This window comes from Streptomyces sp. NPDC058620 (genome assembly GCF_042717135.1).
Lineage (GTDB): Bacteria > Actinomycetota > Actinomycetes > Streptomycetales > Streptomycetaceae > Streptomyces.
The window spans coordinates 192776-216610 of record NZ_JBHXQO010000003.1 but is presented as its reverse complement, the minus strand read 5'-3'; the positions used below and the strand labels follow the sequence as shown (position 1 = coordinate 216610).

22 protein-coding genes and 1 tRNA gene are annotated in these 23835 nt (G+C 70.8%); 14 read left to right on the top strand and 9 right to left on the bottom strand.

The window, feature by feature from the left end:
- Position 1: 1 nt before the first annotated feature.
- Genes ACFWSK_RS05760 through ACFWSK_RS05750 form a run of 3 tightly spaced genes read left to right on the top strand, consistent with a single transcriptional unit; the run spans position 2 to position 1561 of the window.
- Positions 2 to 373 carry a DUF742 domain-containing protein gene (locus tag ACFWSK_RS05760; RefSeq protein WP_173318220.1) on the top strand — a complete coding sequence of 124 codons (372 nt, stop codon included), beginning with the start codon at positions 2 to 4 and terminating at the stop codon, positions 371 to 373.
- Entirely contained in the window at positions 351 to 983 is a 633-nt protein-coding gene (locus ACFWSK_RS05755; protein WP_383782362.1) for an ATP/GTP-binding protein, read from the top strand. The genes ACFWSK_RS05760 and ACFWSK_RS05755 overlap by 23 nt, the downstream gene beginning before the upstream one ends.
- Positions 980 to 1561 carry a GAF domain-containing protein gene (locus ACFWSK_RS05750; RefSeq protein ID WP_383782360.1) on the top strand — a complete coding sequence of 194 codons (582 nt, stop codon included), beginning with the start codon at positions 980 to 982 and terminating at the stop codon, positions 1559 to 1561. The genes ACFWSK_RS05755 and ACFWSK_RS05750 overlap by 4 nt, the downstream gene beginning before the upstream one ends.
- A 39-nt stretch (positions 1562 to 1600) precedes the next feature.
- Here ACFWSK_RS05750 and ACFWSK_RS05745 read toward each other — a convergent pair whose 3' ends face one another.
- Both ACFWSK_RS05745 and ACFWSK_RS05740 read right to left on the bottom strand, forming a co-directional pair.
- Entirely contained in the window at positions 1601 to 1726 is a 126-nt protein-coding gene (locus ACFWSK_RS05745; protein WP_383782358.1) for a hypothetical protein, read from the bottom strand.
- A gap of 254 nt (positions 1727 to 1980) precedes the next feature.
- Positions 1981 to 2706 (bottom strand): TetR/AcrR family transcriptional regulator, encoded by a 726-nt coding sequence (locus tag ACFWSK_RS05740; RefSeq protein WP_383782356.1) that lies wholly within the window; start codon positions 2704 to 2706, stop codon positions 1981 to 1983.
- 135 nt (positions 2707 to 2841) lie between these two features.
- On the opposite strand from ACFWSK_RS05740, the gene ACFWSK_RS05735 reads away from it, so the two are divergent.
- Positions 2842 to 3789, top strand: coding sequence for an NAD-dependent epimerase/dehydratase family protein (locus tag ACFWSK_RS05735; protein WP_383782354.1), 948 nt, complete (start codon positions 2842 to 2844; stop codon positions 3787 to 3789).
- A 345-nt stretch (positions 3790 to 4134) separates the two neighbouring features.
- Here the strand turns inward: ACFWSK_RS05735 and ACFWSK_RS05730 are convergent, their stop codons facing one another.
- Both ACFWSK_RS05730 and ACFWSK_RS05725 read right to left on the bottom strand, forming a co-directional pair.
- Positions 4135 to 5034, bottom strand: a complete 900-nt coding sequence (locus tag ACFWSK_RS05730; protein WP_383782352.1) for a transketolase family protein — start codon at positions 5032 to 5034, stop codon at positions 4135 to 4137.
- Positions 5035 to 5073: 39 nt separating this feature from the next.
- Positions 5074 to 5772, bottom strand: a complete 699-nt coding sequence (locus ACFWSK_RS05725) for a transketolase (RefSeq protein ID WP_383782350.1) — start codon at positions 5770 to 5772, stop codon at positions 5074 to 5076.
- A 128-nt stretch (positions 5773 to 5900) separates the two neighbouring features.
- Here ACFWSK_RS05725 and ACFWSK_RS05720 point away from each other — a divergent pair.
- A tRNA-Pro gene (locus ACFWSK_RS05720) sits at positions 5901 to 5974 on the top strand.
- Between the two features lie 413 nt (positions 5975 to 6387).
- Positions 6388 to 7833 (top strand): glyceraldehyde-3-phosphate dehydrogenase, encoded by a 1446-nt coding sequence (locus ACFWSK_RS05715; protein ID WP_383782348.1) that lies wholly within the window; start codon positions 6388 to 6390, stop codon positions 7831 to 7833.
- Between the two features lie 108 nt (positions 7834 to 7941).
- Here ACFWSK_RS05715 and ACFWSK_RS05710 read toward each other — a convergent pair whose 3' ends face one another.
- A complete protein-coding gene (locus tag ACFWSK_RS05710) occupies positions 7942 to 8829 on the bottom strand; it encodes a DUF2510 domain-containing protein (RefSeq protein ID WP_383782607.1) in 888 nt (295 codons plus the stop codon).
- Between the two features lie 261 nt (positions 8830 to 9090).
- On the opposite strand from ACFWSK_RS05710, the gene ACFWSK_RS05705 reads away from it, so the two are divergent.
- The 4 genes from ACFWSK_RS05705 to ACFWSK_RS05690 all read left to right on the top strand — a co-directional run bounded on the left by ACFWSK_RS05705 (position 9091) and on the right by ACFWSK_RS05690 (position 12936).
- Positions 9091 to 9831, top strand: coding sequence for a FadR/GntR family transcriptional regulator (locus tag ACFWSK_RS05705; protein ID WP_383782346.1), 741 nt, complete (start codon positions 9091 to 9093; stop codon positions 9829 to 9831).
- A gap of 164 nt (positions 9832 to 9995) precedes the next feature.
- Positions 9996 to 10763, top strand: a complete 768-nt coding sequence (locus ACFWSK_RS05700) for a (Fe-S)-binding protein (RefSeq protein WP_383782344.1) — start codon at positions 9996 to 9998, stop codon at positions 10761 to 10763.
- Positions 10760 to 12295 carry a LutB/LldF family L-lactate oxidation iron-sulfur protein gene (locus ACFWSK_RS05695; RefSeq protein WP_383782342.1) on the top strand — a complete coding sequence of 512 codons (1536 nt, stop codon included), beginning with the start codon at positions 10760 to 10762 and terminating at the stop codon, positions 12293 to 12295. Before ACFWSK_RS05700 ends, ACFWSK_RS05695 begins: the two co-directional genes overlap by 4 nt.
- Positions 12292 to 12936, top strand: coding sequence for a lactate utilization protein C (locus ACFWSK_RS05690; protein WP_383782340.1), 645 nt, complete (start codon positions 12292 to 12294; stop codon positions 12934 to 12936). Before ACFWSK_RS05695 ends, ACFWSK_RS05690 begins: the two co-directional genes overlap by 4 nt.
- Before the next feature lie 77 nt (positions 12937 to 13013).
- On the opposite strand, the gene ACFWSK_RS05685 is transcribed toward ACFWSK_RS05690, so the two are convergent.
- Entirely contained in the window at positions 13014 to 14906 is a 1893-nt protein-coding gene (locus ACFWSK_RS05685; protein WP_383782338.1) for a DUF2264 domain-containing protein, read from the bottom strand.
- Between the two features lie 205 nt (positions 14907 to 15111).
- Here ACFWSK_RS05685 and ACFWSK_RS05680 point away from each other — a divergent pair, with 205 nt between their 5' ends.
- Positions 15112 to 15888 (top strand): sulfite exporter TauE/SafE family protein, encoded by a 777-nt coding sequence (locus ACFWSK_RS05680; RefSeq protein ID WP_383782336.1) that lies wholly within the window; start codon positions 15112 to 15114, stop codon positions 15886 to 15888.
- A gap of 32 nt (positions 15889 to 15920) precedes the next feature.
- On the opposite strand, the gene ACFWSK_RS05675 is transcribed toward ACFWSK_RS05680, so the two are convergent.
- Positions 15921 to 17450 (bottom strand): amino acid permease, encoded by a 1530-nt coding sequence (locus ACFWSK_RS05675; RefSeq protein WP_383782334.1) that lies wholly within the window; start codon positions 17448 to 17450, stop codon positions 15921 to 15923.
- A 68-nt stretch (positions 17451 to 17518) separates the two neighbouring features.
- Positions 17519 to 18526, bottom strand: coding sequence for a hypothetical protein (locus ACFWSK_RS05670; RefSeq protein WP_383782332.1), 1008 nt, complete (start codon positions 18524 to 18526; stop codon positions 17519 to 17521).
- A 362-nt stretch (positions 18527 to 18888) separates the two neighbouring features.
- Here ACFWSK_RS05670 and ACFWSK_RS05665 point away from each other — a divergent pair, with 362 nt between their 5' ends.
- The 3 genes from ACFWSK_RS05665 to ACFWSK_RS05655 are packed head-to-tail and all read left to right on the top strand — an operon-like array spanning position 18889 to position 23092.
- Positions 18889 to 20322, top strand: coding sequence for an FGGY family carbohydrate kinase (locus ACFWSK_RS05665; RefSeq protein WP_383782330.1), 1434 nt, complete (start codon positions 18889 to 18891; stop codon positions 20320 to 20322).
- The gene (locus tag ACFWSK_RS05660; protein ID WP_383782328.1) at positions 20319 to 21836 is read left to right on the top strand and encodes an NAD(P)/FAD-dependent oxidoreductase; all 1518 of its coding nucleotides are present in this window, start codon (positions 20319 to 20321) and stop codon (positions 21834 to 21836) included. The genes ACFWSK_RS05665 and ACFWSK_RS05660 overlap by 4 nt, the downstream gene beginning before the upstream one ends.
- Entirely contained in the window at positions 21833 to 23092 is a 1260-nt protein-coding gene (locus ACFWSK_RS05655; RefSeq protein ID WP_383782326.1) for an FAD-dependent oxidoreductase, read from the top strand. Before ACFWSK_RS05660 ends, ACFWSK_RS05655 begins: the two co-directional genes overlap by 4 nt.
- A gap of 30 nt (positions 23093 to 23122) precedes the next feature.
- Here ACFWSK_RS05655 and ACFWSK_RS05650 read toward each other — a convergent pair whose 3' ends face one another.
- A complete protein-coding gene (locus ACFWSK_RS05650; protein WP_383782324.1) occupies positions 23123 to 23803 on the bottom strand; it encodes a TetR/AcrR family transcriptional regulator in 681 nt (226 codons plus the stop codon).
- Positions 23804 to 23835 lie beyond the last annotated feature (32 nt).

Below are 23835 nucleotides of genomic sequence, written 5' to 3'. Positions count from 1 at the left end.
GATGCCGGCCCCGCAGGACGGGCCCCTGCTCGACGACGCGGCCGGCCGGCTCATCCGCCCGTACACCGTGAGCAACGGCCGTACGCGGCCCTCCACCGTGCTCGACCTGCTTTCTCTGGTGATGGCCACCGGCAGCACACCCCAGATCCATCTGGGACCCGAACACTCCGTGGCCCTGGGACTGTGCGACGGCCCCACGTCCGTCGCCGAGATCGCCGCACACCTCCGGCTGCCCGCGGTCGTCACCAAGGTCCTCCTGTCCGACCTGGTCGACTGCGGCGCGGTCACCGCGCACGCCCCCGCTTTCCATGACACGCCCACCGACCGATCCCTGCTGGAGGCAGTGCTCGATGGTCTACGACGACAGCTCTGACAGCCCCGGAAGCTCCGAGTTCTTTCCCGTGGCCCTCAAGGTCCTGGTCGCGGGCGGGTTCGGCGTCGGCAAGACGACGTTCGTGGGCGCGGTCAGCGAGATCGCACCGCTGAGCACGGAGGAACTGCTGACGCAGGTCAGTGTGGCGACCGACAGCCTCGAAGGCATCGAGTCCAAGACGGCCACCACCGTTGCCATGGACTTCGGCCGCATCACGCTCTCCGAGCACCACGTCCTCTACCTCTTCGGTACCCCCGGCCAGGAACGGTTCTGGTTCATGTGGGACGAACTCTCCAAGGGGGCGCTGGGCGCCGTCGTGATCGCCGACACCCGGCGGCTCGCGGAGTGCTTCGCCGCCGTCGACTTCTTCGAGCGGCGCGGTATCGGATTCATCGTGGCGGTCAACGAGTTCGACGGCGCCTACCGCTACGAGCCGGACGAGGTGCGGGCCGCACTCGATCTGGGTCCCGAGGTGCCCGTGGTCCTCTGCGACGCCCGTATCGCCAGTTCGGGCACCGGAGCCCTGGTCACCCTGGTGCAGCACCTCATCAACGCCACCGCCGCTCCGGCGTCGCAGGCACCCGTCGCCGGCTTCGGAGCCCATCCGTGACCCGTTACGCGACCGGCCGCCTGCTGCTCACACCGGTCGACCCGGACGGGTCGGCGCGGGCCGGGCGGCTGCACAGGCTGGATCTGGGAGAGCGGGCCGACGCCTCGTTCGAGAGCTTCGACGCCTTCGCCGACAAGGTGGCCGAAGTGACCGCGACGCCCTACTCGATGGTCAACTTCATCGACGAGAACAGACAGTTCTTCGCAGGTCTGCACACCCCCGCGGGGACGCAGAGCGGCTCCGACCTGGGTGCCGCGGCGGCGGGCAGCGGCCGGAGCGGGCGCCACATGGCCCGCGACCACGGCTACTGCCCGCATGTGCTCGTGCGCCGCAAGGCCCTCGTGCTGGACGACGTCTGCGACTATCCGCGTTTTGCCGGGAATCCCGTCGTCGACGAAATAGGCATCCGTTCCTATCTCGGGGCGCCGCTCATCGACCGTACGGGCATCGCCCTCGGCACGGTGTGCGCGGTCGACACCGTGCCGCGTCCCTGGGGCCGGGCAGGGCTCGACACGATCAAGTCCCTGGCCCAGGAGCTTGTCGGCCACATCGACCGCAGGGAGCGCCGGCGCGGCTGACGCGAGCCGCGCCGGCTCCGGGCTCCCTGGCGGTCGCGGTCACACCTCCACCGTCGTCCCGTCCAGGAAGGTCAGCGTCACCGAGGTGTCCCCGGCACCGGCCCGTACGGACACCGCGTCGCGCAGGGCCCGCGGATGGATCGTGTCGCGGGACAGTGCCAGCAACGAGACCCCCGAAGTTCAGCGAGTTCACGGTGAGCCTGAGCGCGTTGGTCGAAAGTCCCGCTGAGGTGGCGGGAGTCGCCCGGAGGGACGGGCCGTCGACCGGGGAGCGGCTCGCCCGCGCGGGCGAACAGAGCCGGCGTCCCCTCGCCTGTCTCGTCCCCTCGCCGGGTCGCCGGGTGCGACGCTCGATGGACTCACCGCGGCTTCGGCGCACGACTGACGGGGACGCGCGGCCGGTGGCCGCGCCATCCCGCTCACGCGAGGGCGAACGCGTCCGCCAGCATGTCCATCTGCGTGGCCAGCAGCGTCTCGCCGCGATGTTCCATGCCGGCGAACTGGCCGGCGGCTTCGAGACCCACCGCACCGTGCAGCTGCGACCACGCGAGCACCCCCCCGGCCAGCGCCCGGGCGGACGCTTCCCGGTCCCCGGCCGCATCCGGTGCGTAGCGGGCCACCCACCCGCCCACGGCCGCGTCCGCGCCGAGCCAGGCCGACATCTCGTCCACGACCGGGACGACCCCGGCGCCGGGCGCACCACCGGCGAAGACCGGCAGGAACGGGCCCAGCACCGCGCGGGCCCGTTCGCGGGTGTCGTCCGGGGCCACATAGCCGGGGACCGGTGCGCCCTGGATCAGGAGATAGCGGTGCGGCTCGCCCACCGCCCACGTCCGGTAGGCGTTCGCCAGTGAGTGCAACTGCTCCCGGGGGCCTTCCGACGCGCCCGCGGAAAGCGCGGTCGCGGCGGCCACGGCGGTCGCCGCGTCGTCGTAGGCATCTCTGATCAGCGCGTTCAGAAGATCGTCGCGGCTCGCGAAGTAGCGGTAGAGCGCCGGGCCCGAGAGGCCCATCTCCTTGGCGATCCGGGTCAGCGCCAGCCCCGCCACCCCGCCGTCGGCGAGCTGCCGCAGCGCCATCGCCTTGATCTCGGACCGGTTCTGCTCCTTGTACCGGGCACGCGGTCCCTGCTGGCTCTGGACCATCACCGGCCCCCTTCGCTAGGCAAGCTCACTTCAGTTACGGAGTCTAACAGCGGCTATTGCGAGAGGGCATCGCAAGAGTTACTGTCCCTAACAGAAGTAAGACGACATAGCTGAATGACCCAAAGGGGAATCGCCATGACCGCCGTACGCACCCTTCAGACCGTGCTCGGCTCCGGACCCGCCGGTACCGCCCTCGCCCGCGAGCTCGCCGCCCGGGGCCACCGGGTCCGGCTCGTCGACCGCTCGGGCAACGGACCCGCGATCCACGGCGTCGACCGGCTCGCCGCCGATGTCGCCACCCTGGAGGGCGCCCGGACAGCCGTGGCGGGATCGGCGGTCGTCTACCACTGCGTCAACGTCGGCTACCACCTCACGGTCGAGGTCATGCCGCGGGTCCAGCAGGCCGTCCTCGCGGCCGCCGAGGCGGTCGGCGCCCGTCTCGTCGTCCTGGACACCCTCTACCCGTACGGCGAGACGCACGGCGCGGTGATGACCGAGGACACCCCGTGGAACGCGACCACCCGCAAGGGCAGGATGCGCGCCGAGCTGGACACCCGCTATCTCGCCTCGCACGCCGAAGGGCGGCTGAGCGTCGTCCTGGGCCGCTCCGCCGATTTCGTCGGCCCGTGCGTCCTCAACTCGACGCTGGGCGGCGCCGTCTTCCCGGCCGCGCTGACCGGGGGAGAGGTCCCGGCCCTCGGCGACATCGACCTGCCGCACAGCTACACGTACATCGGGGACGTCGCCACCGGACTCGCCACCCTCGGAGAGAACCCGGACGGAGACGGCCGGGTCTGGCATCTGCCCACCGCCCCCGCGCTCACCACGCGGGAGATCTTCACGATGATCGAGGCACGCGTCGGCCGTCCCCTCGACCTCACGGTCGTCGCCGAACCGCGCCCCTTCGGCCCCTTCGACGAGGTCTTCATGGCGGAGTACGCGGAGATGTTCTACCAGCACACCGAGCCGCAGATCATGGACTCCTCCGCCATCGAGAAGACCTACGGGCTCGTTCCCCGCTCACTCCCCGAGACGGTGGACGCCACGCTCGCCTGGTACGAGGAGCTGCTCGCCGCCCACTGAGTACGGCCCGGCCGCCGGACGGCCAGCCACCCGGCATGTGCAGCGACCTGGCAGGATGGGTACGACGATCCACTTGCCACCGAGGGCGTGTACGTCCTCCAGCGCCCTCGGCAGGACGTCGTCCCCGAAGTCACAGTGGATGAGGCAGTTGTGCGGCCCGACCGTCGTACCCGGCGCCTCCTGGACGGTACGAGCACCCGTCGGTTCCCGGTGATTGTCAGTGCCGGGCGCTACGGTCGGCTGCGACCCGCCTCGCATCCGCCGGGGCCACGGCAAGGGACAGGGCGGGTCACGGCGAGGCCCCACCCACCCCACCCACTCCGTCCACCTCACCCGGCCGGCTCCTCACCGTCGTACGAAGCCGCTGATCCGCTCCCGCAACCTCCGCGGATCCAGCCCGTGCGCCACGAGGTGCTCGTCCATCCGTCCGTACCGGCGAAGCTCCGCCCGGCCCACACCGAGCCCGAGCACACGGTGCGGCAGCTCGGCGAGCGCGTCATTGGCCGCCGCCGTGGATGTGCCTGCCAGGTAGGGCTCGACGACCACCACGTCCGCGGCCTCGGTGGCGCCCACCGCCCGGCGCAGCCCGGCCGCGTCGAAGGGGCGCACGGTGGTCGCGTAGAGCACCGTCACGTCCAGGCCCTCGGTCGCCGCGAGCACGTTGTCGAGCATCGGGCCGACCGCGATCACGACACCGCCGCGCCCTTCGCGCACCGTCGCGAATTTGCCCCCGTCGACGGGGCGGCCGACCCGGTTCGACTGGAGGGAGAGCCGGACGTACACCAGGTCGTCCCCGGTGGCCGCGAGCCGCAGCAGCGCTTCGGCCTCGTCGGGGTGGCCCGGCACGTGCACCGTCCAGCCATCGAGTGTGTTGAGGAGCGCGACATCACCGGGCGACATGTGAGTGAAGCCCCCGGCCGGCCAGTCGTACGAAGCCCCGGCGCTGACCAGGACACCTCCCACCCCCTGGTGCCCGAGGTCCAGCTTCACCTGCTCGAAGGGCCGCTCCACCAGGAAGCTGGCGAAGGTGTGCATGATCGGCCGCATCCCGGTCAGAGCCATCCCGGCGCCCGCGCCGATCAGCAGCTGCTCCCGGATGCCCACGTTGATCACCCGGTCCGGATGGGTGCGCGCGGCCGGGGTGAAGCCGTCCCAGCTGATTTCGGCCAGTACGAGCGCCAGCCGGGGATCCTCGTCGAGGAGCTGCGACGTGGTGGCGATGAAACGGTCACGCATGGTGTCCATGAGAAATCCTTCTCCGTGGTCCGGTGTCTGCGGGGCGCGCTACTTGGGGGCGACCGTGGCCACCACGGCCCGGGGCCGGCCGGGGTGCGGCGCGGTGAAGGCCGCGTACAGCGCCCCGTGGTCCCGGCCGTCCACGGTCTCGACGGACCATCCGGCGCTCTCGAACCTGGAGGCGATGCCACCGGGCCGGCCGTAGGTGGCCGAGGCGTTGTCGATCACGAGGGTGTGCAGCTGCTCCAGCCCCGCAGGACCGGCGTAGGCGATCGCCTCGTGGTTGCTGCCCTCGTCCAGCTCGGCGTCCCCGATCAGCACCCAGACCCGAGGGTCGGTAAGCCCCTGCGCCCGCAGACCCAGCACGCTGCCCACGGCCAGCGGCAGCCCGTGCCCCAGCGACCCGCTGCCGATCTCGGCCCCCGGCACGAGCGACCGGTCAGGATGGTGCCCGAGCGGCGAGTCGTACGACCCGAAGCCCGGCAGCAGTGCCTCGTCGAAGAATCCGTGCGCGGCCAGAACGGCGTAGTAGGCCATCGGCCCGTGCCCCTTGGAGAGCAGGAACCGGTCCCTCCCCTGGTCGTCGACCGTGCCGGGCGTGACGCGCAGCACCCGGTCGTACAGCACCCAGAGGGCGTCCAGCGTGGAGGTGGCGGCGGGCCCGTGCTTCTCGTCACCCGTCATGAGGCTCATCAGCCGGTTCAGCTCGCGGTAATCGGGCGCCGGCCCGACGGTGGTGTTCGTCATGGAGACGAGCGTCGAACATCAAGTTCGGTTGAGGTCAAGGCCCCAAAGGTGTTCGTAACCACCGGTCCAAGTGCGGTATTGTTCTCATGCGCGTTCGGCCCAGGGGAAACCCCAGGTCAGACGGGCACCGGGACGTGGCGCAGCTTGGTAGCGCACTTGACTGGGGGTCAAGGGGTCGCAGGTTCAAATCCTGTCGTCCCGACGGTGCTTTTCGCATACGGAGGCCGTTCTCTCGTTCGTGAGAGGACGGCCTTCCGTGCGTCCGGCGCCGGTCCGTCGCGCAGCACGTCACTCGGTCTTCGCGCACGCCTCGCTCGGAGCGGGAGCGGGTGGTCCTCGCCGTCGTCACCCCGCGCCCCGGCACCGAGGCGGGCGGCGACGGCTTCGTCTTGGCCAGCAGCACGTCGTCCGCATCTTCGCGGTGATGACACCCTCCCGCAGGTCCAGCCAGGGGCCGCCGGTGCCGACGGCGGTCTCTTCCCTCTCCGCGCGGCCATCTTCACGCGCACAGCGGCCAGTTCCCCGCACTCCGTATCCGGCTCCGGTGGACCCCTTGAATGATCAAAGGGGGGTCGGGTTAGCATATGAGCGCCGCCTAGCTCGAAAGATAAACCTGTGACTGTCAATGACGACTCGTTCACCAACTGGAAGATCCGCGAAGAGATCGCGGAGTCGATGATCCCCGTCATCGGGAAGCTGCACCGGGAGCGGGACGTCACGGTCCTGCTCCACAGCCGCTCCCTGGTGAACAAGTCGGTGGTCAGCATCCTCAAGACCCACCGGTTCGCCCGCCAGATCGACGGTGAGGAGCTCTCGGTCACCGAGACGCTGCCCTTCCTCCAGGTCCTCACCACGCTGGATCTCGGTCCTTCGCAGATCGACATCGGCATGCTCGCCGTGACGTACAAGGCCGACGACCGCGGTCTCTCCGTCGAGGAGTTCACCGCGGAGGCCGTCGCCGGTGCCACGGGTGCCAACAAGGTCGAGCGTCGCGAAGGACGCGACGTCGTCCTCTACGGCTTCGGCCGCATCGGCCGCCTCGTCGCCCGGCTGCTCATCGAGAAGTCCGGTTCCGGAAACGGTCTGCGCCTGCGCGCCATCGTCGTCCGTCAGGGCGGCGAGCAGGACATCGTCAAGCGCGCCTCGCTGCTGCGGCGCGACTCGATCCACGGGCAGTTCCAGGGCACGATCACCGTTGACGAGGCGAGCAGCACGATCATCGCCAACGGCAACGAGATCAAGGTGATCTACGCCAACGACCCGTCGGAGGTCGACTACACGGCGTACGGCATCAAGGACGCCATCCTGATCGACAACACCGGCAAGTGGCGTGACCGCGGGGGTCTGTCGAAGCACCTGCGTCCCGGGATCGACAAGGTCGTCCTGACCGCTCCGGGCAAGGGCGACGTCCCCAACATCGTGCACGGTGTCAACCACGACACGATCAAGCCGGACGAGCGGATCCTGTCCTGCGCGTCGTGCACCACCAACGCGATCGTTCCGCCGCTGAAGGCGATGGCGGAAGAGTACGGCGTCCTTCGCGGCCACGTGGAGACGGTGCACTCGTTCACCAACGACCAGAACCTGCTGGACAATTACCACAGCTCCGACCGCCGTGGCCGTTCGGCACCGCTCAACATGGTCATCACCGAGACGGGTGCCGCCGCCGCCGTGGCCAAGGCGCTTCCCGACCTCGACGCGCGGATCACCGGCAGTTCGGTCCGCGTTCCGGTACCGGACGTCTCGATCGCGATCCTGAGCCTGCGGCTCGGTCGTGAGACGACCCGCGAGGAGGTCCTCGACTACCTCCGCAACGTGTCGCTGACCTCGCCGCTCAAGCGCCAGATCGACTTCACCACCGCTCCTGACGCGGTATCGAGCGACTTCATCGGTTCGCGCCACGCCTCGATCGTCGACGCCGGGGCCACCAAGGTCGAGGGCGACGACGCGATCCTCTACCTCTGGTACGACAACGAGTTCGGCTACTCCTGCCAGGTCATCCGGGTCGTCCAGCACGTCTCCGGGGTGGAGTACCCGACCTTCCCGGTCCCGGTCGTCTGATCAGGGTGGATCGTCGTCCCGGCTCGGGTGCGTGACGAGTCGCAGACCAGGAGGCCGTACCGGAGCGATCCGGTACGGCCTCCTCTGCGTGTGGCTGTGTGGACGTGGCTAAGCGGTCTCGCCCGGCCCGGTGCCGGCGTTCGAGGCGGCCTTGATGCCCTTCGTGATGTCGTCCAGGACGGAGAGCTTCGGCGCCTTGTCGCTGATGTCGAAGCCGGACCGGATGACGACCAACTGGCCCTTGGCGGTGGGCGAGGGGAAGGCCAGCGACTCGACGTACCCGTCGTCGCCCTTCTTCGTCACCACTTCCCAGCGCACCAGATAGCCCTTCTGGCCGGCCACGGTGACCGCCTCGGACTTGAGCGTCCGGTGCGAGGTGATCCCTTCGTAGATCTTCTCGCCGTACGACTCCTCCGCGTTGGCCGCGATGTCCTTCTTCGCCGCCTCCTCCGCCGTGGCCGCCTTCAGACCGAGAGCGGCCGCCGGCGCGGAGAACACCCCGCCGCGTACGCACTTCTGCTCGGCGTCGCCGGGGCAGGCGTGCTCACCCGTGGTGAGCCCGGCGCCGACGACGGCGGACGAACCGGTCCAGCCGTCGGGAACCGGGATGCTGATCCCGCTCGCCAGGTCCGTCGCGTATCCCTTTTCGGTCTGCGGCATCTGCCCGTCCGGGGTTTGGCCGCCGCCCTCCTCGCCGTCCTCGGGTACACCGGGCCTGCCGGGTGCGCCGTCGGACGGGCCGGAGGGGGAGGGCGTGGCGGCGGCGCTGTCCGGCTGGTCGCTGGAGTCCTGCCCCAGCAGAAACGCCCCGCCTCCGACGGCGGCGAGCAGCACCACACCGGCGGCGATGCCGGCGCCGACGCGCATCCGGCGGCGCCGGACCGTCGCGGGCGGCACGCGGAGCTGGTCCGTCCAGCGGCTCCCGTCCCACCAGCGTTCCTGGGCGGGGCCGATTCCTGAATGCCCGGGATCTGGATGCCAGCCGGGCGGGCTCATCTGGGTCACGGTGTGCACATTAAGCGGGCAGCGTGAGAATCACATGAATTGGGGTTCGACGGCGTGGGGGCGGGGGCGGCATCGGCAACTGTGCCCCCGTGGGGACTACTTGACCGGTGCGGTCGGGCCGCAGGTGTTAGGCGTCCCGGCGTACGCGCGAGAGCGTGGGTGTGTCTGCGGGGACGTATCCGCTTTGGTCCTACCACACGGCTTGTGTGACATAGTCGGATCATGCGTATCGCCAGGACCAGGGAGTAGCGGATGCCCGTCGAGTGGCAACCCGTACGGCAGTCCCGCACCCACGAACTCGTGCTCCAGAGCATCGAGGAGCGGGTCTTCGCCGGAGAGCTCAAGGCGGGCGACCGCCTGCCGCCCGAGCGTGAACTGGCGCCGGTTCTCGGCGTCAGCCGGTCCGCGCTGCGCGAGGCGCTACGGGTCCTGGAAACCATCGGTGTGCTGGCGGCCCAGCCCGGCCGGGGCCCGGATTCCGGGGCGCGGATCGTGCGCAACCCGGACGACGCACTCGGCCGGCTGCTGCGGCTGCATTTCGCGCTCGGCAGCTACAGCCTGCACGACGTGCTGGAGGCCCGCGTCGTACTGGAGCGGTCCAGCTTCGAGGCCGCGGCGCGGCACGCCTCGGCCGAAGACCTGGATGCGGCGGAGCAGTTGCTCGTACGCATGGGGGAGCCGGATATCGGCGTGCCCGAGTTCAACGATCTGGACACCCGCTTCCACGTCCTGATCGCCCGCAGCTCCGGCAACGAACTGACCTCGACCCTCACGTCCGCCGTGCGCGAGTCGGTGCGTCCGCTGATCCTGCGGGCGCTGGAAGAGGCCGAGGACTGGTTCGCCACGGCCACCGCACTCAACGCCCATCATCTGGAGCTGCTGCGGCTGGTGCGCGACGGGCGGGGCGGCGAGGCGGCCGACCTGGTGGAGCAGCACATCCGCGGTCTCCACGGAACGCTCGTCGACGAGAACGCCGGGGACTCAAGGGACTGAGATCGCCCACAGGCGGGGCGGCCATGGTCGCACGCAGGGCAGGGCAGGGCAGGGCAGGGCGGGGACGGTGCACGACGCACCGTCCCCGCCTTCGTGTTCCCCGCACTTCCTCGTACGGCCCGAGGCTAGTATGGTCCGACCATACAAACGATCGGGGAGGCCCCATGCGCATCGGACTCTTCGCCACCTGTCTGGGAGACACGCTCTTCCCCGGGGCGGTGAAATCCACCGCGATCCTGCTCGCCCGCCTGGGCCACGACGTGGTGTTCCCGCCGGAGCAGACCTGCTGCGGCCAGATGCACGTCAACACCGGTTACCAGCGCGAGCCCGTCCCGCTGGTGCGCAACTTCGCCGACCAGTTCGGCGACTCCTCCATCGAAGCCGTGGTCATGCCGTCCGGGTCGTGCGCGGGCTCGGTCCGTCATCAGCACGAGATCATCGCCGAGCGGTACGGCGACGCCTCGCTGCGTGCCGCGGTCGCCACCGTCAAGGCCAAGACGTACGAACTCTCCGAGTTCCTCGTCGACGTCCTCGACGCCACCTCGGTCGGCGCCCACTTCCCGTACCGCGTCACCTACCACCCCACCTGCCACTCCCTGCGGATGCTCCGGGTCGGTGACAAGCCGTTGCGGCTGCTGCGCGCCGTCGACTCCATCGACCTCGTCGAGCTCCCGGAAGCGGACTCCTGCTGCGGTTTCGGCGGCACCTTCGCCATCAAGAACGCCGAGACCTCCACGGCGATGCTCCAGGACAAGATGCGCAACATCGCCACCACCGCGGCCGACGTCTGCACCGCGGGCGACTCCTCCTGCCTGATGCACATCGGCGGCGGACTCTCCCGCATCAAGGCGGGCACGCGCACCCTGCACCTCGCGCAGATCCTCGCCTCCACCCGCACCTCGCCGTACGTCCTGACGGAGGCCGCCGCATGAGTACGTTCCTCGGTATGCCCGCCACCCCGCCCCGCTCCCCGTACGGGACGGGCAACCTGCGCGGCGAGCGGACGTTCCCCGAGGCCGCCCACGGCGAACTGCGCAACGAACAGCTGCGCCGCAACCTCGGCAGGGCCACCCGCACCATCCGCGCCAAACGTCTCCACGTCACCGGTGAACTCCCCGACTGGGAGGAGCTGCGCGACGCCGGCTCCGCCATCAAGACCGACGCCATGAACCGGCTGCCCGAGCTCCTGGAACAGCTGGAGCGGAAGGTCACCGGACGCGGGGGCACCGTCCACTGGGCGCGGGACGGCGACGAGGCCAACCGGATCGTCGCCCGGCTGATCCAGGAGACGGGCAGCAGCGACGTCATCAAGGTCAAGTCGATGGCGACCCAGGAGATCGGCCTCAACGAACACCTGGAATCGCTCGGCATCACCCCGTACGAGACCGACCTGGCCGAGCTCATCGTGCAGCTCGCCCACGACACGCCCTCGCACATCCTGGTGCCCGCGATCCACCGCAACCGTGACGAGATCCGGCAGATCTTCCTCGACGAGATCCCCGGCGTCGACCCGGGGCTCGACAACGTGCCCGCCCACCTCGCCGCAGCGGCGCGCGCCCATCTGCGCGAGAAGTTCATGACGACGAAGGTGGCCGTCTCCGGCGCCAACTTCGGTATCGCCGAGACCGGCACCCTGTCCGTGGTCGAGTCCGAGGGCAACGGCCGCATGTGCCTGACGCTGCCCGACACCCTCATCACCGTCATGGGCATCGAGAAGGTGCTGCCCCGCTTCCAGGACCTCGAAGTCTTCCTCCAGTTGCTGCCGCGCTCGTCGACCGGCGAGCGCATGAACCCGTACACCTCGATGTGGACGGGTGTGACACCCGGCGACGGACCGCAGGACTTCCATCTGATCCTGCTCGACAACGGACGCACCGCCGCGCTCGCCGACAGGATCGGCCGCGAGGCACTCAACTGCATCCGCTGTTCGGCCTGTCTCAACGTCTGTCCGGTTTACGAGAGGGCCGGCGGGCACGCGTACGGTTCGACCTACCCCGGACCGATCGGCGCGGTCCTCACCCCGCAGCTCGCCGGGATGCACGCGGCCAAGGACGACCCCAACAGCTCGCTGCCGTACGCCTCCAGCCTCTGTGGTGCCTGCTTCGACGCCTGCCCGGTGAAGATCGACATTCCCTCGCTGCTCGTCGAACTGCGTCATCAGAACACTGAGGAGTCCGGCACGACGGCCGAGAAGCTCGTCATGAAGGCCGCGGCCGGTGTGATGCAACGGCCGAAGCTGTTCACGGTGGCCCAGAAGGCTTCGGCCATCGGCCGGGCGGTCGCCGGACGGGACGGCACGATCTCCCGTCTGCCTGCCCCGTTCAACGGCTGGAGCGCCAGCCGGGACACCCCGGCCCCGCCCAAGCAGACCTTCCGCTCGTGGCTGGCATCCGACGAAGGCATCGCGACGATGCGTGCCGCCGCCGACGAGTACCGCAACCCGGTCCAGGAGGACGAGAGATGACTGACCCTCAGACGGGTGCGCGGGAAGCCGTACTCGGCCGGGTCCGCGACGCCCTCGCCCTGGCTCCCACACCCGCGATCACCATCCCGCGCGGTTACCGCACCGGGCGCACACTGCCCGACGACGAACGCCTCGCCCTGCTGACCCACCGGCTCGTCGACTACAGGGCGCAGGTGCACACCTGCACCGCCGACCGCACCGCCGACGTGATCGCCGACGTCCTGCGCGAGCTCGGCGCCCGGCGGGTCGGTGTGCCGGACGGGCTCGACGAGGCGTGGCTCGGCCGCTACGACGGAGAGGTCCAGCGAGACTCCGCCGACATCCCCGCGCCGAGTCTCGACGCGCTGGACGGTGTGGTCACGGCCTCCGCCGTCAGTTGCGCCGAGACCGGCACGATCTTCCTGGACGGCTCGCCCGGCCAGGGCCGGCGGGCGCTCTCCCTCGTCCCCGACCTGCATGTGTGCGTCGTCGACCTGTCGTCGGTCGAGGCCGGAGTGCCCGAAGCGGTCGCCCGGCTGGTTCCGGAACGGCCGACCACGCTGATCAGCGGCCCCTCGGCCACCTCGGACATCGAGCTGGAGCGGGTCGAGGGTGTGCACGGCCCGCGCACGCTGGTCGTGGTGATCCGCACGGACGTATGACGCGGCGAGCCCGTCCGGCGACCGCGGGAACCGGTCACCGGACGGGCTCGAACGGGCTGTTCAGGCGCGCGCGACCGTCAGCGGCCCGAATGCGAGACCGTCAGCGGTTCGAAGTCGATGCGTGTCGTGGAACCGTCGTCCGCCCAGTCGACCTCGATCCGGCCGTCGTCGACCCGCACCCCGCTCACCGCCGCCGCGAGCGGCTCCGGGGCGCCCTGTCCGGTGAGCGAGGCGAGCGCCAGCAGGATCACTGTGCCCTCCGCGTCCGCGGCCAGCCGCGGCACCACCGCCCACTTCGTGTACGCCGTGCCCTGTGGAGCCCGTATCTCCTCGTGCGTTTCCCAGCCGTGCAGGCCGTGCAGCGCGGACGTCAGCGCGTCGTCGCGACCGGTCGCCCACCCCGTCTGCTCGACCCGGGACCCTGCAGGGACACCGAGGGCGCGGTGGGCCCGGAGCTCGTAACGCCCCCGGACCACGGTCACGCTCTCCACCCGCATCCCCGGCACCATCGGCGCACCGGAGGCGAACACCGGCAGATGCCAGGACGCGGCCCACCCCCAGCCGTCGCCCCCGCCCGCGCCCAGCGGGCGAATACGGCGCCGGTGGCTGCGTCCGCCCGCGACGACCACCGCCAGGTGGTTGTCCGCCTGATTCGCCTTCGCCGTGGGACCGGTGACGGTCGAGTACGACTGACGGCCGTAGAGGGGGTCCTCCTGCGTCGCCGACTCGCCCTCGTGCGGCCGGACATGGTCGCTGCCGTGGTTGTGCAGCCGCACGATGCCGTCCGCCCGTGTGGACTGCACGAGGAAGCCCGGAGCGGGCAGCGCCAGCACCCGGTCGGGCCCCTCGCTCGGCGCTGGTTCCTCGGTCGCCGTCCACAAGGGGTGACCGGCGGGAGCGAGCAGTGAGACGAAGCCCTTGGACGCCCAGTACGGCGAGGCGGGCCCCGAGTACGTCTGGAGCGTCGCCTCGTGCGGTCCGTGCCAGCCCAGACTCAGGAGCCCGTCCTCGCCCACCGCGCCCCGGTCCAGGAAGTAGCGCAGCGACCCGCTGATCAGCCGGCGCGACGCACCGGGGGTGAGCGGGGTGTGTCCGGTGAGCGCACCGAGCCCGACGGCGGAACCGGCCGCGAAGCGGTACGAGAGCGACCGGCCGAAGTGGACAGGTGCCCCGTCCGAGCCGAACAGCAGCGAAAGTCCTTCGAGATGCTCGCGCAGTCGCTCGCCGTAGTGCGCGGACAGTGCCGGGTCGCCCGCCAGATGGGCGTGCAGCACCGGATACAGGTGCAGGGCCCAGCCGTTGTAGTGGTCGAACGCCCGGCCGTCACCGTCGGCGTACCAGCCGTCCCCGCGGTACCAGCCCTCCATCAGCTCGTGCGCCCGGTCCATCGCGCGGGCCGTCTCCGCGTCGCCGCGGCCGACCGACTCCAGGAATCCGGCGACGGCGTGCGGGAAGAGGTACCAGTTGTTGGGGGACGGCGTGTGCCGCAGCGCCCCGCGCAGCCATTCCTCCGCACGGTCCTGCACCCCGGTGTCCAGCCGGTCCCAGAGCCAGGGCCTGGTGAGCCGCAGCCCGATCGCGACGGACGCCGACTCCACCATCGGCTGACCCTGCACATGGTGATCCAGGATCAGCGGCCAGGACTCGGTGTCGTCGCGGCCCGGCGTCCGCGTACCCGCGGCCAGCCCGTCCGCGTACCGGTCGAGCCAGCCGTGCGGGTCCTTGCCCTCCGCGCCCGCCACCCGGAATCCGGCCGCGAGGAACGTACGGGCGTACCCTTCCAGTCCGTCGGAGCGGACACCGGAGGCGGACGGGCGGCCCGGCAGGTCGAGCAGAGCGCGTCCGGGGGTGGCCCACCGCCAGGCCGCATCGAGCAGACCGTCCGCGGCGGCTTCCCAGTGTGCCCGGGTGTAACCGGTGTACGGGCTTGATTCACGGTCTTTGGCGGGGAGTGCGAAGGGGAGGGTCATACGAGGGCGCAGCCTTTCTCGGGACACCCGAATCCTGATCGCCTGATCGGTGGGGGTCAAGAGATCGCTCAGAAGAAGATCGAAACGGTCAATCGATCAAATGGCCAAAGGCTGCTCGGAGTCGGAGGCTTCGTACCGACCGGTGAGCTCACTGCTGGACGCGGCCGGCCGCCGAAGAGCGGCGGTGTCTACCATCTGATCCGGCATGGACACTCTCACCCTGTGGCAACTGGCCGCCCTCGCGGCGGCATCCACCCTCGTCGGCTTCTCCAAGACGGCCGTCAGCGGAGCCAACACGATCAGCCTCGCGGTCTTCGCGGCCGTGCTTCCGGCCCGCGAATCGACCGGAGTGCTGCTGCCGATCCTGATCGCCGGTGACCTGCTCGCCGTGGCCGTCTACCGGCGCCACGCCCACTGGCCGACCCTGCTCCGGCTGTTCCCCGCCGTCGGCGTGGGCGTCGTGGCGGGAACCTTCTTCATGATGTGGGCCGACGACGAGGCGGTACGCACCTCGATCGGCGCGATCCTGCTCCTCATGTCGGGAGTCACCATCCGGCGCCGGCGCACCGCCGCCGGGAGCGGTGCGCACGCGCCGGAGGAGGAACCCGCCGGGGGACCCTCGCGCGCCGCACGCTTCAAGGCCCGGAGTTACGGAGCGCTCGGCGGATTCACGACCATGGTCGCCAACGCGGGTGGCCCCGTCATGTCCCTCTATCTGCTCTCCGCCGGATTCCGGAAGCTCGGATTCCTGGGCACGTCGGCCTGGTTCTTCCTCATCGTCAACGTGTCCAAGGTGCCGTTCAGCGTGGGCCTCGGTCTCATCGACAGGCACTCGTTGCTGCTGGATGCCTGCCTGGTGCTCTTCGTCATCCCGGGTGCCTGCGTCGGCCGCAGATGCGTGGACCGGATCAACCAGACGCTCTTCGAACGTATCGTCCTCGGCGCCACCGTGCTGGGCGGGCTCCAACTGCTGCTGCGCTGAAGGAGCCCGCCCGGACGGAAGCGACGGGTGGGTCAGACGATGCCCTCGGCGATCTCCGCCTGCTCGCGGGCGTTCCCGTACGCCTTCGGAGTCCCGTACGAGCGCCGTGCGACGAACCACCAGACGGTGGCCAGGACCAGCACGGCGACCAGGGCGATCGACGCGTAGTTCATCGACTCCATCGTGACCGGCGCCGACTGCGGGAGCAGGAACAGGACGGACACGATGCCGACCCAGACCACGGCGATCCAGCCGATCGGCTTGGACCAGCGGCCCAGATGCCACGGGCCGCGCTCGAAGCGGTCACCGGCCCGCAGCTTCAGGTAGATGGGAATGGCGTAGGCCGGCGTGATGCCGATGACGTTGATCGCGGTCACCGCCCCGTACGCGGTCGCGGAGTACAGCGACGGCAGGGCGAGGAGAGCGGCGACACAGACGGACAGCCACACGGCCGGGACGGGCGTCTGGGTGCGCGCGCTCACCTTGCGCCACAGGGCCGAGCCCGGCAGCGCGTTGTCACGGCTGAACGCGAAGACCATCCGGCTGGCGGCGGCCACTTCGGCGTTTCCGCAGAACAGCTGGGCGGTGATGACGATGAGCAGCATGGCCGTGGCGCCCGCCGTGCCCAGCGCGTCGATCAGGATCTGGGCGGGCGGCACCCCCGTCGCGCTGTTCTGCGTACCCGCGTAGTCCTGGATGGCGAAGGTGAGACCGGCGAGCAGGAAGAAGCCGGCCACCCAGGAGACCCAGATCGCCCGGACGATGCCCTTGGCCGCCGTGACGGACGCGTTGGACGTCTCCTCGGACAGATGTGCGGAGGCGTCGTAACCGCTGAACGTGTACTGGGCCAGCAGCAGCCCGATCGCCGCCACGTACAGCGGGTTCTCCCAACCGGTGTCATTGACGAACTCGGTGAAGACGAACGACGGCGACTGGTGGTCGGACGGCACGATCGCCAGCACGCCCACGATCACGGCGACACCCGCCAGGTGCCACCACACGCTGATGGAGTTCAGCACGCTCACGAGGCGCACACCGAACAGGTTCAGCACGGCGTGCAGCAACAGGATGCAGAGGAAGATGACCATCGTGGAGCCGGGTGTCGGATCGAAGCCCCACTGGAGGTTGAGCAGCGCTCCCGTGAACAGTGCGGCGCCGTAGTCGATTCCGGCGATCGCACCCAGCAGTCCGAGCAGGTTCAGCCAGCCGGTGTACCAGCCCCACTTGCGGCCGCCGAGCCGGTCGGCCATGTAGTACAGCGCCCCGGACGTCGGGTACGCACTCGTGACCTCGGCCAGAGCCAGGCCGACGCAGAGGACGAACAGACCGACACCGGCCCAGCCCCAGAGCATCACCGACGGGCCGCCCGCCGACATGCCGAAGCCGTACAGGGTCATGCAGCCGGACAGGATCGAGATGACGGAGAAACTGATCGCGAAGTTGCCGAAGCCGCCCATGCGGCGGGCCAGCACCGGCTGGTAGCCCAGCTCGCGCAACCGTTGTTCTTCGTCCTTGGGGGGAGCCGCCTGTGAGCTCGAACGGGTCTGGGCGGGTATGGACATGGAGAATCCTCTGGTGGGGCGACGGAACAGGGACAACGGTCGACGGGACGGGTGAGCCGCTCGCGGGTTCAGCCGTGCGGGCCGCGGGCCGGATCGTGTGCGGCGGTGAGGCATCTGCCGCGGGCCCGCAGGAACACCTCCTCGGCCCCGGCGGGGTCGCCGGGTGTATGCGTGCGGTACGCCCAGGGAGCCGACGTGTAGTACGGGCCGAGCGCACGGAACACCGGCGCCGCGTCGGCGAACCGGAGCGCGCCCCACAGCGCGTGCGCCAGGTGGTTGAGGTCGAGGAGCGACCGGGCGGCGGGCTCCGTCCGGTGGAACCAGAGATGCAGTGCCCGCTGGGCGTCCCGTTCCCCGTCCTCGGTGACCCAGTGCAGATCGAGCGCCTTCTCGTGGCCGTGCTCGCGGCGGTAGCGCTCCACCCTCACGTACAGCGGAAGTACGTGGAGTGCGGAGCCCTCGGGAGCCGACGAGGCCGCCCACTGGGCGAAGTCGACCGCCTCCGAGAGGGTTCCGCCGGCCCGGCGCGCGTACACGAACTGGAGCATCCGGTGGTACGCCTCGCGGTTGTACGGATCACGCTTGTCCGCCTCCGCGAGGAGTCCCCAGGGGCCGGGGAAGAGCATCGGCCCCGGCGGCGGCAGCCGGTGCTCCTTCAGCCGCTGCCGCACGTCGAGCTGGGAGAGGGCGAGCAGACAGATCCACGGCACCGGGTCCGGGGGAGCGGCGTGTGCGGCGGACCGGCAGCCCTCCCACGCCTCCTGCCACAACTCCTGTGCCCTGGAGTGACCTTCGCGGTGGGCGCGCACAGCTCGCTCGACGACGACCCGGGCGTGCATGACGGTGGCGGCGACACTCCGCGGCTCCTCGGCCTGCCAGGCGTCGACCGCATCGGAGCCGGCGGCCGCGGTCGCGAGCACCTGGGTCCGCTGGGTCCACAGAGACCAGTCGGGCGTGTTCTCCAGCAGGTCACGCATGGAGAGCCAGCGTCCGGTCTTCAGCTCCTGCAACGCTCCCCGCAGCCCGTGGTCGTGACCGGCGGGGTGGTAGACGGGCCGGAATTCACTGGGGGGCATCGGCTTGCCCCGCCCCGGTGCGACCTGGCGCGGCGAGGCGATGCGCCGGGCATCGGGATAAGGGGCACGGTCTGGTCGTCATGAATCCTCAAGGCGTGGGGAGTCGGCCTGGCTGCGGGCAGCGAACTGCCCTTGAGCGTCCGCTTGTTGCTCGGTGATGAGCGTGGAGCCTGTCGTGGCACTCCCCGGGCGGACTCGTGGATCTTAAAGGGTCGGGCACTCAAGTCGCCCGTCGCTCAGGGAAGTTGCCCAAGATCGTGGGTCCTTCGTCGCAGGGTTGACGTGAGCCGTGGTCTGCACAATTCTGTGTGCGGACGGCCAGTGATCACGATTGCGGCGGATTGCGTACGACTGGAGTGGTGATGACAGGCCCGGTGCTCGCCGTCGACCAGGGAACCTCCGGTACCAAGGCGCTGGTGATCTGCCCGGAACGTGGTGTGATCGGTTCCGGTTCGGCTCCGGTCCGGCCCCGCTACGGAGCCGGGGGCGTGGTCGAGGCGGACCCCGCCGAGCTGCTCGGCTCGGTCCTCGACGCGGGCCGCCAGGCCCTGCACGAGGCCGCTGAGCCGGTATGCGCCGTGGGCCTCGCCAACCAAGGTGAGACGGTCCTCGCCTGGGACCCCGCCACCGGCCGCCCGCTCACCGCGGCCATCGTCTGGCAGGACCGGCGGGCGCAGCAGGTCTGCGACGAACTCGCCGTTCACGACGACGAGTTACGCCACCTCACAGGACTGCCGCTCGACCCGTACTTCGCCGCTCCCAAGATGGCCTGGGTACGGCGCGAACTGACCCGCGAGGGAGTCGTCACCACCAGCGACTCCTGGCTCGTCCACCAACTGACGGGAGCCTTCGTCACGGACGCGTCCACCGCCGGACGCACCCAGCTCCTCGACCTTGACCGGGTCGACTGGTCGCCCGCCGCACTGGAGGTCTTCGGTCTCTCCGGGGAACGGCTCCCGTCCGTCGTCGACGCCGACGGGCAGGTCGGCACCACCACCGCCTTCGGCGCCGGCATCCCGCTCACCGGACTCCTCGTCGACCAGCAGGCCGCCCTCCTGGCTCAGCACGCCCTGGAGCCGGGCACCGCCAAATGCACGTACGGCACAGGGGCCTTCCTCCTCGCCCAGACCGGGCCGGAACCGCGCCGGGGCTCCTCCGGCCTGGTCAGCTGCGTCGCCTGGCGGCTCGCCGGCCGCACGAGCTACTGCCTCGACGGGCAGGTCTACACCGCCGCATCGGCCGTGCGCTGGCTCACCGGCCTCGGAGTGATCACCGGCGCGGCCGACCTCGACCCGGTCGGCCTGTCCGTACCCGACGCCGGTGGCGTCACCTTCGTACCGGCGCTCGCGGGCCTCGCCGCCCCCTGGTGGAGAGGCGACCTGCGCGGCTCGGTGACCGGCCTCGGCCTGGACACCACCGCGGGCCACCTCGTGCGCGCCCTGTGCGAGGGCGTCGCCGCCCAGGTCGCCGAACTCGCCGACGCCGCCGCCGCCGACCTCGGCTCGCCCTTGTCGGTGCTGCGCGTCGACGGCGGCCTCACCCGCTCGGCGCTGCTCATGCAGACGCAGGCCGACCTTCTGCAACGGCCCGTGGAGGTGTCCGCCCGGCCGGACGTCACGGCGCTCGGCGCCGGCGCCGTCGCCCGCCTCGGCCTGGACCCGCGCCTCTCGGTCAGGGAAGCCCTGCCCGCGTGGGAACCCTCGGCCCGCTACGAACCCCGGATCGGCGCGGACGAGGCGGCGACACGCCGCGCCCGTTTCCGCTCGGCGGTGAACACCCTGCTGGAGCACTCATGACCGCCAGGGCCACCGGGGGCGGAGGGGCCGCGCGGGGTGGCGCGCACGACGGGACGGCCGCCGGGGCCGGATGCCGGGCGAGCCGCGACGCGTACGACGCCACGATCACCCGGGCCGGAGCCCCTGCCGGGCCCACGGCGCCCGACGACACGTACGACGTGACGGTCATCGGCGCCGGCGTCGTCGGCACGGCCATCGCCCGTGAACTCGCCCGCTACCGCCTGCGTACCGCGCTCGTCGACGGCTCCCACGACATCGCCAACGGCACGTCCAAGGCCAACACCGCGATCCTGCACACCGGTTTCGACGCGGTCCCCGATTCCCTGGAAGCCCGGCTGGTCCGCGAAGGCCGGCATCTGCTGGCCGCCTACGCGGCCGAGACCGGCATTCCCGTCGAACGCGTCGGCGCCCTCCTGATCGCCTGGGACGGCGAGCAACTCGCCATGCTGCCGGCGCTGTTGGCGAAGGCGGAGCGCAACGGATACCACGCGGCGCGCATGCTCGACGCCGAGGAACTGGCGGCGCGCGAACCGCACCTCGGCCCCGGTGCGCTGGGGGCACTGGAAATCCCCGACGAAAGCATCATCTGTCCCTGGTCGACGCCGCTCGCCTACGCCACCCAGGCCGTCCGGGCAGGCGTCCACCTCCACCTCGACTGCCGTGTCCAGCACATCGCCGACGACCACGGCACGCATCTCCTCACCACGTCCCGTGGCACCCTGCGCACCCGGTACCTGGTCAACGCGGCCGGACTGTACGCCGACGAGATCGACCGGCGGTTCGGGCACGAGGTCTTCACCGTCACCCCGCGCCGCGGCGAGCTCATCGTCTTCGACAAACTCGCCCGCGACCTGGTGCGCCACATCCTCCTCCCCGTGCCCACCGCCGCCGGGAAGGGCGTTCTGGTGGCACCGACCGTCTTCGGCAATGTGCTGCTCGGCCCGACCTCCGAGGAGATCGACGACAAGAGCGCCACCGACTCCACCGCGGACGGCATCGCCTTCCTCCGGGAGAAGGGCCGGCGGATCCTGCCCGCGCTGCTCGACGAGGAGGTCACCGCCGTCTACGCCGGACTGCGGGCCGCCACCGGAAGCGAGGACTACCGGATTCAGGACCACCCCGCCCTGCGGTACGTCGCGGTCGGCGGCATCCGGTCCACCGGACTCACCGCGTCCATGGCCATCGGCGCGCATGTCACCGGGCTCCTCGCCGGGGCCGGGCTCGACCTCGGCACGCCGCACGACCTCCCGCCCGTCACCCTGCCCAACCTGGGCGAAGCCTTCCCCCGCCCGTACCGGAGCGCCGAACTGATCGCCGAAGACCCCGCGTACGGCACACTCGTCTGCCATTGCGAACAGGTCACCCTCGGCGAGATCCGCGACGCCCTGCACTCCACGATCCCGCCCGGCTCCCTGGACGGCCTCCGGCGCCGTACGCGCGCCGGGAGCGGCCGCTGCCAGGGGTTCACCTGCGGGGCCGAGGTCCGCGCACGGTACGAGGAGGCCCGGCCGTGACCCGGCTCGAACGGTCCGTGGACGTACTCGTCGTGGGCGGCGGCCCCGCGGGGCTGAGCGCGGCGGCCGAACTCGCCGCCTCGGGCGCCGGCCACGTCGAGCTCCTGGAGCGCGAACGGGAAGCGGGCGGGATGCCGCGCCTCTGCCTCCACGGCGGATTCGGCGGACGGGGTACGGGAAGAGGCCCGGCAACAGGGCCGAGAGGCGGAATGACCGGTCCCGCATTCGCCCAGGGGTGTGTGGCGGCGGCGATCGGGGCCGGAGTCGCCCTTCGCACCCATGTCAGCGTCACCGGCTGGGACGGGCCGCGCACCGTCGAGACGACGGGACCGGCCGGGCTGGAACGGATCACCGCCCGCGCCGTCGTCCTCGCCACCGGCGCCCGCGAACGCCCGCGCACCGCCCGCCTGGTTCCCGGCAGCCGCCCGGCGGGTGTCTACACCACCGGCGCACTCCAACGGGCCGTCCACGTCCACGGACAGCGCATCGGCACCCGCGCGGTGGTCATCGGCAACGAGCCCGTCGGCCACGCCGCCGCGGATACCCTGCGCACCGCCGGACTGGAGATCGTCGCCATGGTGACCGACCAGCCGGCGACCCCGCTCCCCGCCCTCGTACGCGCACGTTCCGGTTTCCCTCTCCTCACCGGCACGACCGTCACCGGCCTGACCGGCAGGACCCGGCTGTCCGGAGTGGAGCTGCGCCACGGCGACGGCCGCACCACGACCCTGCGCTGCGACACCGTCGTCTTCACCGGCGACTTCGTTCCCGAGCACGAACTGGCCAGGCGCGGCGGGCTCGTGCTCGACCCGGGCACCCGAGGCCCCGCATACGACTCCGGGTACCGCACCTCGCGGAGCGGGGTGTTCGCCGTCGGGAACCTGCTGCACGCCGCGGAGAGTGCGGCGGTGGCCGCGGCCGAGGGCCGCGCCGTCACCGCGCCCGTACTCCGCTTCCTGGCAGGCCAGGACAGACCCGCCGACCGCCAGGTCCCGCTGGAGGTGGACTCCCCGCTCCTCTGGGTGGCACCGAACCGTGTCGCCCCCGAAGCGGCTCTCCCTCTCGGCGGCCGCTTCGTCCTGCGCACCGGACGGCGGCTGCCGCGCCCGCACCTCGTCGTCAGTCAGGACGGACGTGAACTCCACCGGCAACGACTCCTGCTGCCCGCCCTGCCGGGCCGTCCGTTGCATCTGGGCGCAGGCTGGCTGGAGCGGATCGACCCGCACGGCGCGCCCGTGCGGATCACCGCTCTCTGAAAGCACCTGCCGGCACCACGCACCCAGATCTCACAACTGCCCCTCCAGCCCGTCGAGAATCAGGTCGAGTCCGGGCTCGAACTCGTTCGCGTAGGCATAGCCCGGCCGAAGGGCATGATCGGTGATCATCTCGGTGAGGTGGGGATACGTGTCGGCCGGCAGCTGCTCCATGATGGTCTCCGCCACGTCCTCCAGATCCTGCGACGTATCGAACGGCAGGCTCGATTCCTGCAGAACGAACCCGTACACGTAACTGTCGAGGGTGGAGAACGCCTGGGCCGCCTCCGCGATCGAGAACCCCGCGCCGCGCAGCCGCCCGATGACCCAGTCGTGGTGCCGCAGCGTCGCCGGCCCCGGATTGCGCCGGGACTCCAGCAGCCCCAGCGCCCAGGTGTGACGTGAGAGCACCGCACGAGCGGAGACGGCGCGTCGGCGCATGGCGGACTTCCAGTCGGCCGCGTCGTGAGGCAGCTCGATCTCACCGAAGACCAGATTGACGATGCCGTCGAGGATCTCGTCCTTGTTGGCCACGTGGTGGTAGAGCGACATGGCCTCCACCCCGAGCTGCTCGGCCACCTTCCGCATGCTCACCGAGGCGACTCCTCGCTCGTCGGCCACGCGCACGGCGGCCTGGAGGACGAGTTCCCTGCTCAGGGCGCGCCGGTGCTTCTGTTCTGCTCCGGGGGTCTCTGCTCCGGGGGTCGATGCCACCTGTCATCTCCGGGGTCTCTCCGACGTTTCGC

Coding starts and splice junctions, on each gene's coding strand:
- ACFWSK_RS05695 (WP_383782342.1), top strand. CDS start 10,760: ATGAGTACGTTCCTCGGTATGCCCGCCACCCCGCCCCGCTCCCCGTAC.
- ACFWSK_RS05705 (WP_383782346.1), top strand. CDS start 9,091: ATGCCCGTCGAGTGGCAACCCGTACGGCAGTCCCGCACCCACGAACTC.
- ACFWSK_RS05685 (WP_383782338.1), bottom strand. CDS start 14,906: ATGACCCTCCCCTTCGCACTCCCCGCCAAAGACCGTGAATCAAGCCCG.
- ACFWSK_RS05755 (WP_383782362.1), top strand. CDS start 351: ATGGTCTACGACGACAGCTCTGACAGCCCCGGAAGCTCCGAGTTCTTT.
- ACFWSK_RS05710 (WP_383782607.1), bottom strand. CDS start 8,829: ATGAGCCCGCCCGGCTGGCATCCAGATCCCGGGCATTCAGGAATCGGC.
- ACFWSK_RS05740 (WP_383782356.1), bottom strand. CDS start 2,706: ATGGTCCAGAGCCAGCAGGGACCGCGTGCCCGGTACAAGGAGCAGAAC.
- ACFWSK_RS05725 (WP_383782350.1), bottom strand. CDS start 5,772: ATGACGAACACCACCGTCGGGCCGGCGCCCGATTACCGCGAGCTGAAC.
- ACFWSK_RS05700 (WP_383782344.1), top strand. CDS start 9,996: ATGCGCATCGGACTCTTCGCCACCTGTCTGGGAGACACGCTCTTCCCC.
- ACFWSK_RS05760 (WP_173318220.1), top strand. CDS start 2: ATGCCGGCCCCGCAGGACGGGCCCCTGCTCGACGACGCGGCCGGCCGG.
- ACFWSK_RS05730 (WP_383782352.1), bottom strand. CDS start 5,034: ATGGACACCATGCGTGACCGTTTCATCGCCACCACGTCGCAGCTCCTC.
- ACFWSK_RS05660 (WP_383782328.1), top strand. CDS start 20,319: ATGACCGCCAGGGCCACCGGGGGCGGAGGGGCCGCGCGGGGTGGCGCG.
- ACFWSK_RS05670 (WP_383782332.1), bottom strand. CDS start 18,526: ATGCCCCCCAGTGAATTCCGGCCCGTCTACCACCCCGCCGGTCACGAC.
- ACFWSK_RS05735 (WP_383782354.1), top strand. CDS start 2,842: ATGACCGCCGTACGCACCCTTCAGACCGTGCTCGGCTCCGGACCCGCC.
- ACFWSK_RS05665 (WP_383782330.1), top strand. CDS start 18,889: ATGACAGGCCCGGTGCTCGCCGTCGACCAGGGAACCTCCGGTACCAAG.
- ACFWSK_RS05675 (WP_383782334.1), bottom strand. CDS start 17,450: ATGTCCATACCCGCCCAGACCCGTTCGAGCTCACAGGCGGCTCCCCCC.
- ACFWSK_RS05690 (WP_383782340.1), top strand. CDS start 12,292: ATGACTGACCCTCAGACGGGTGCGCGGGAAGCCGTACTCGGCCGGGTC.
- ACFWSK_RS05680 (WP_383782336.1), top strand. CDS start 15,112: ATGGACACTCTCACCCTGTGGCAACTGGCCGCCCTCGCGGCGGCATCC.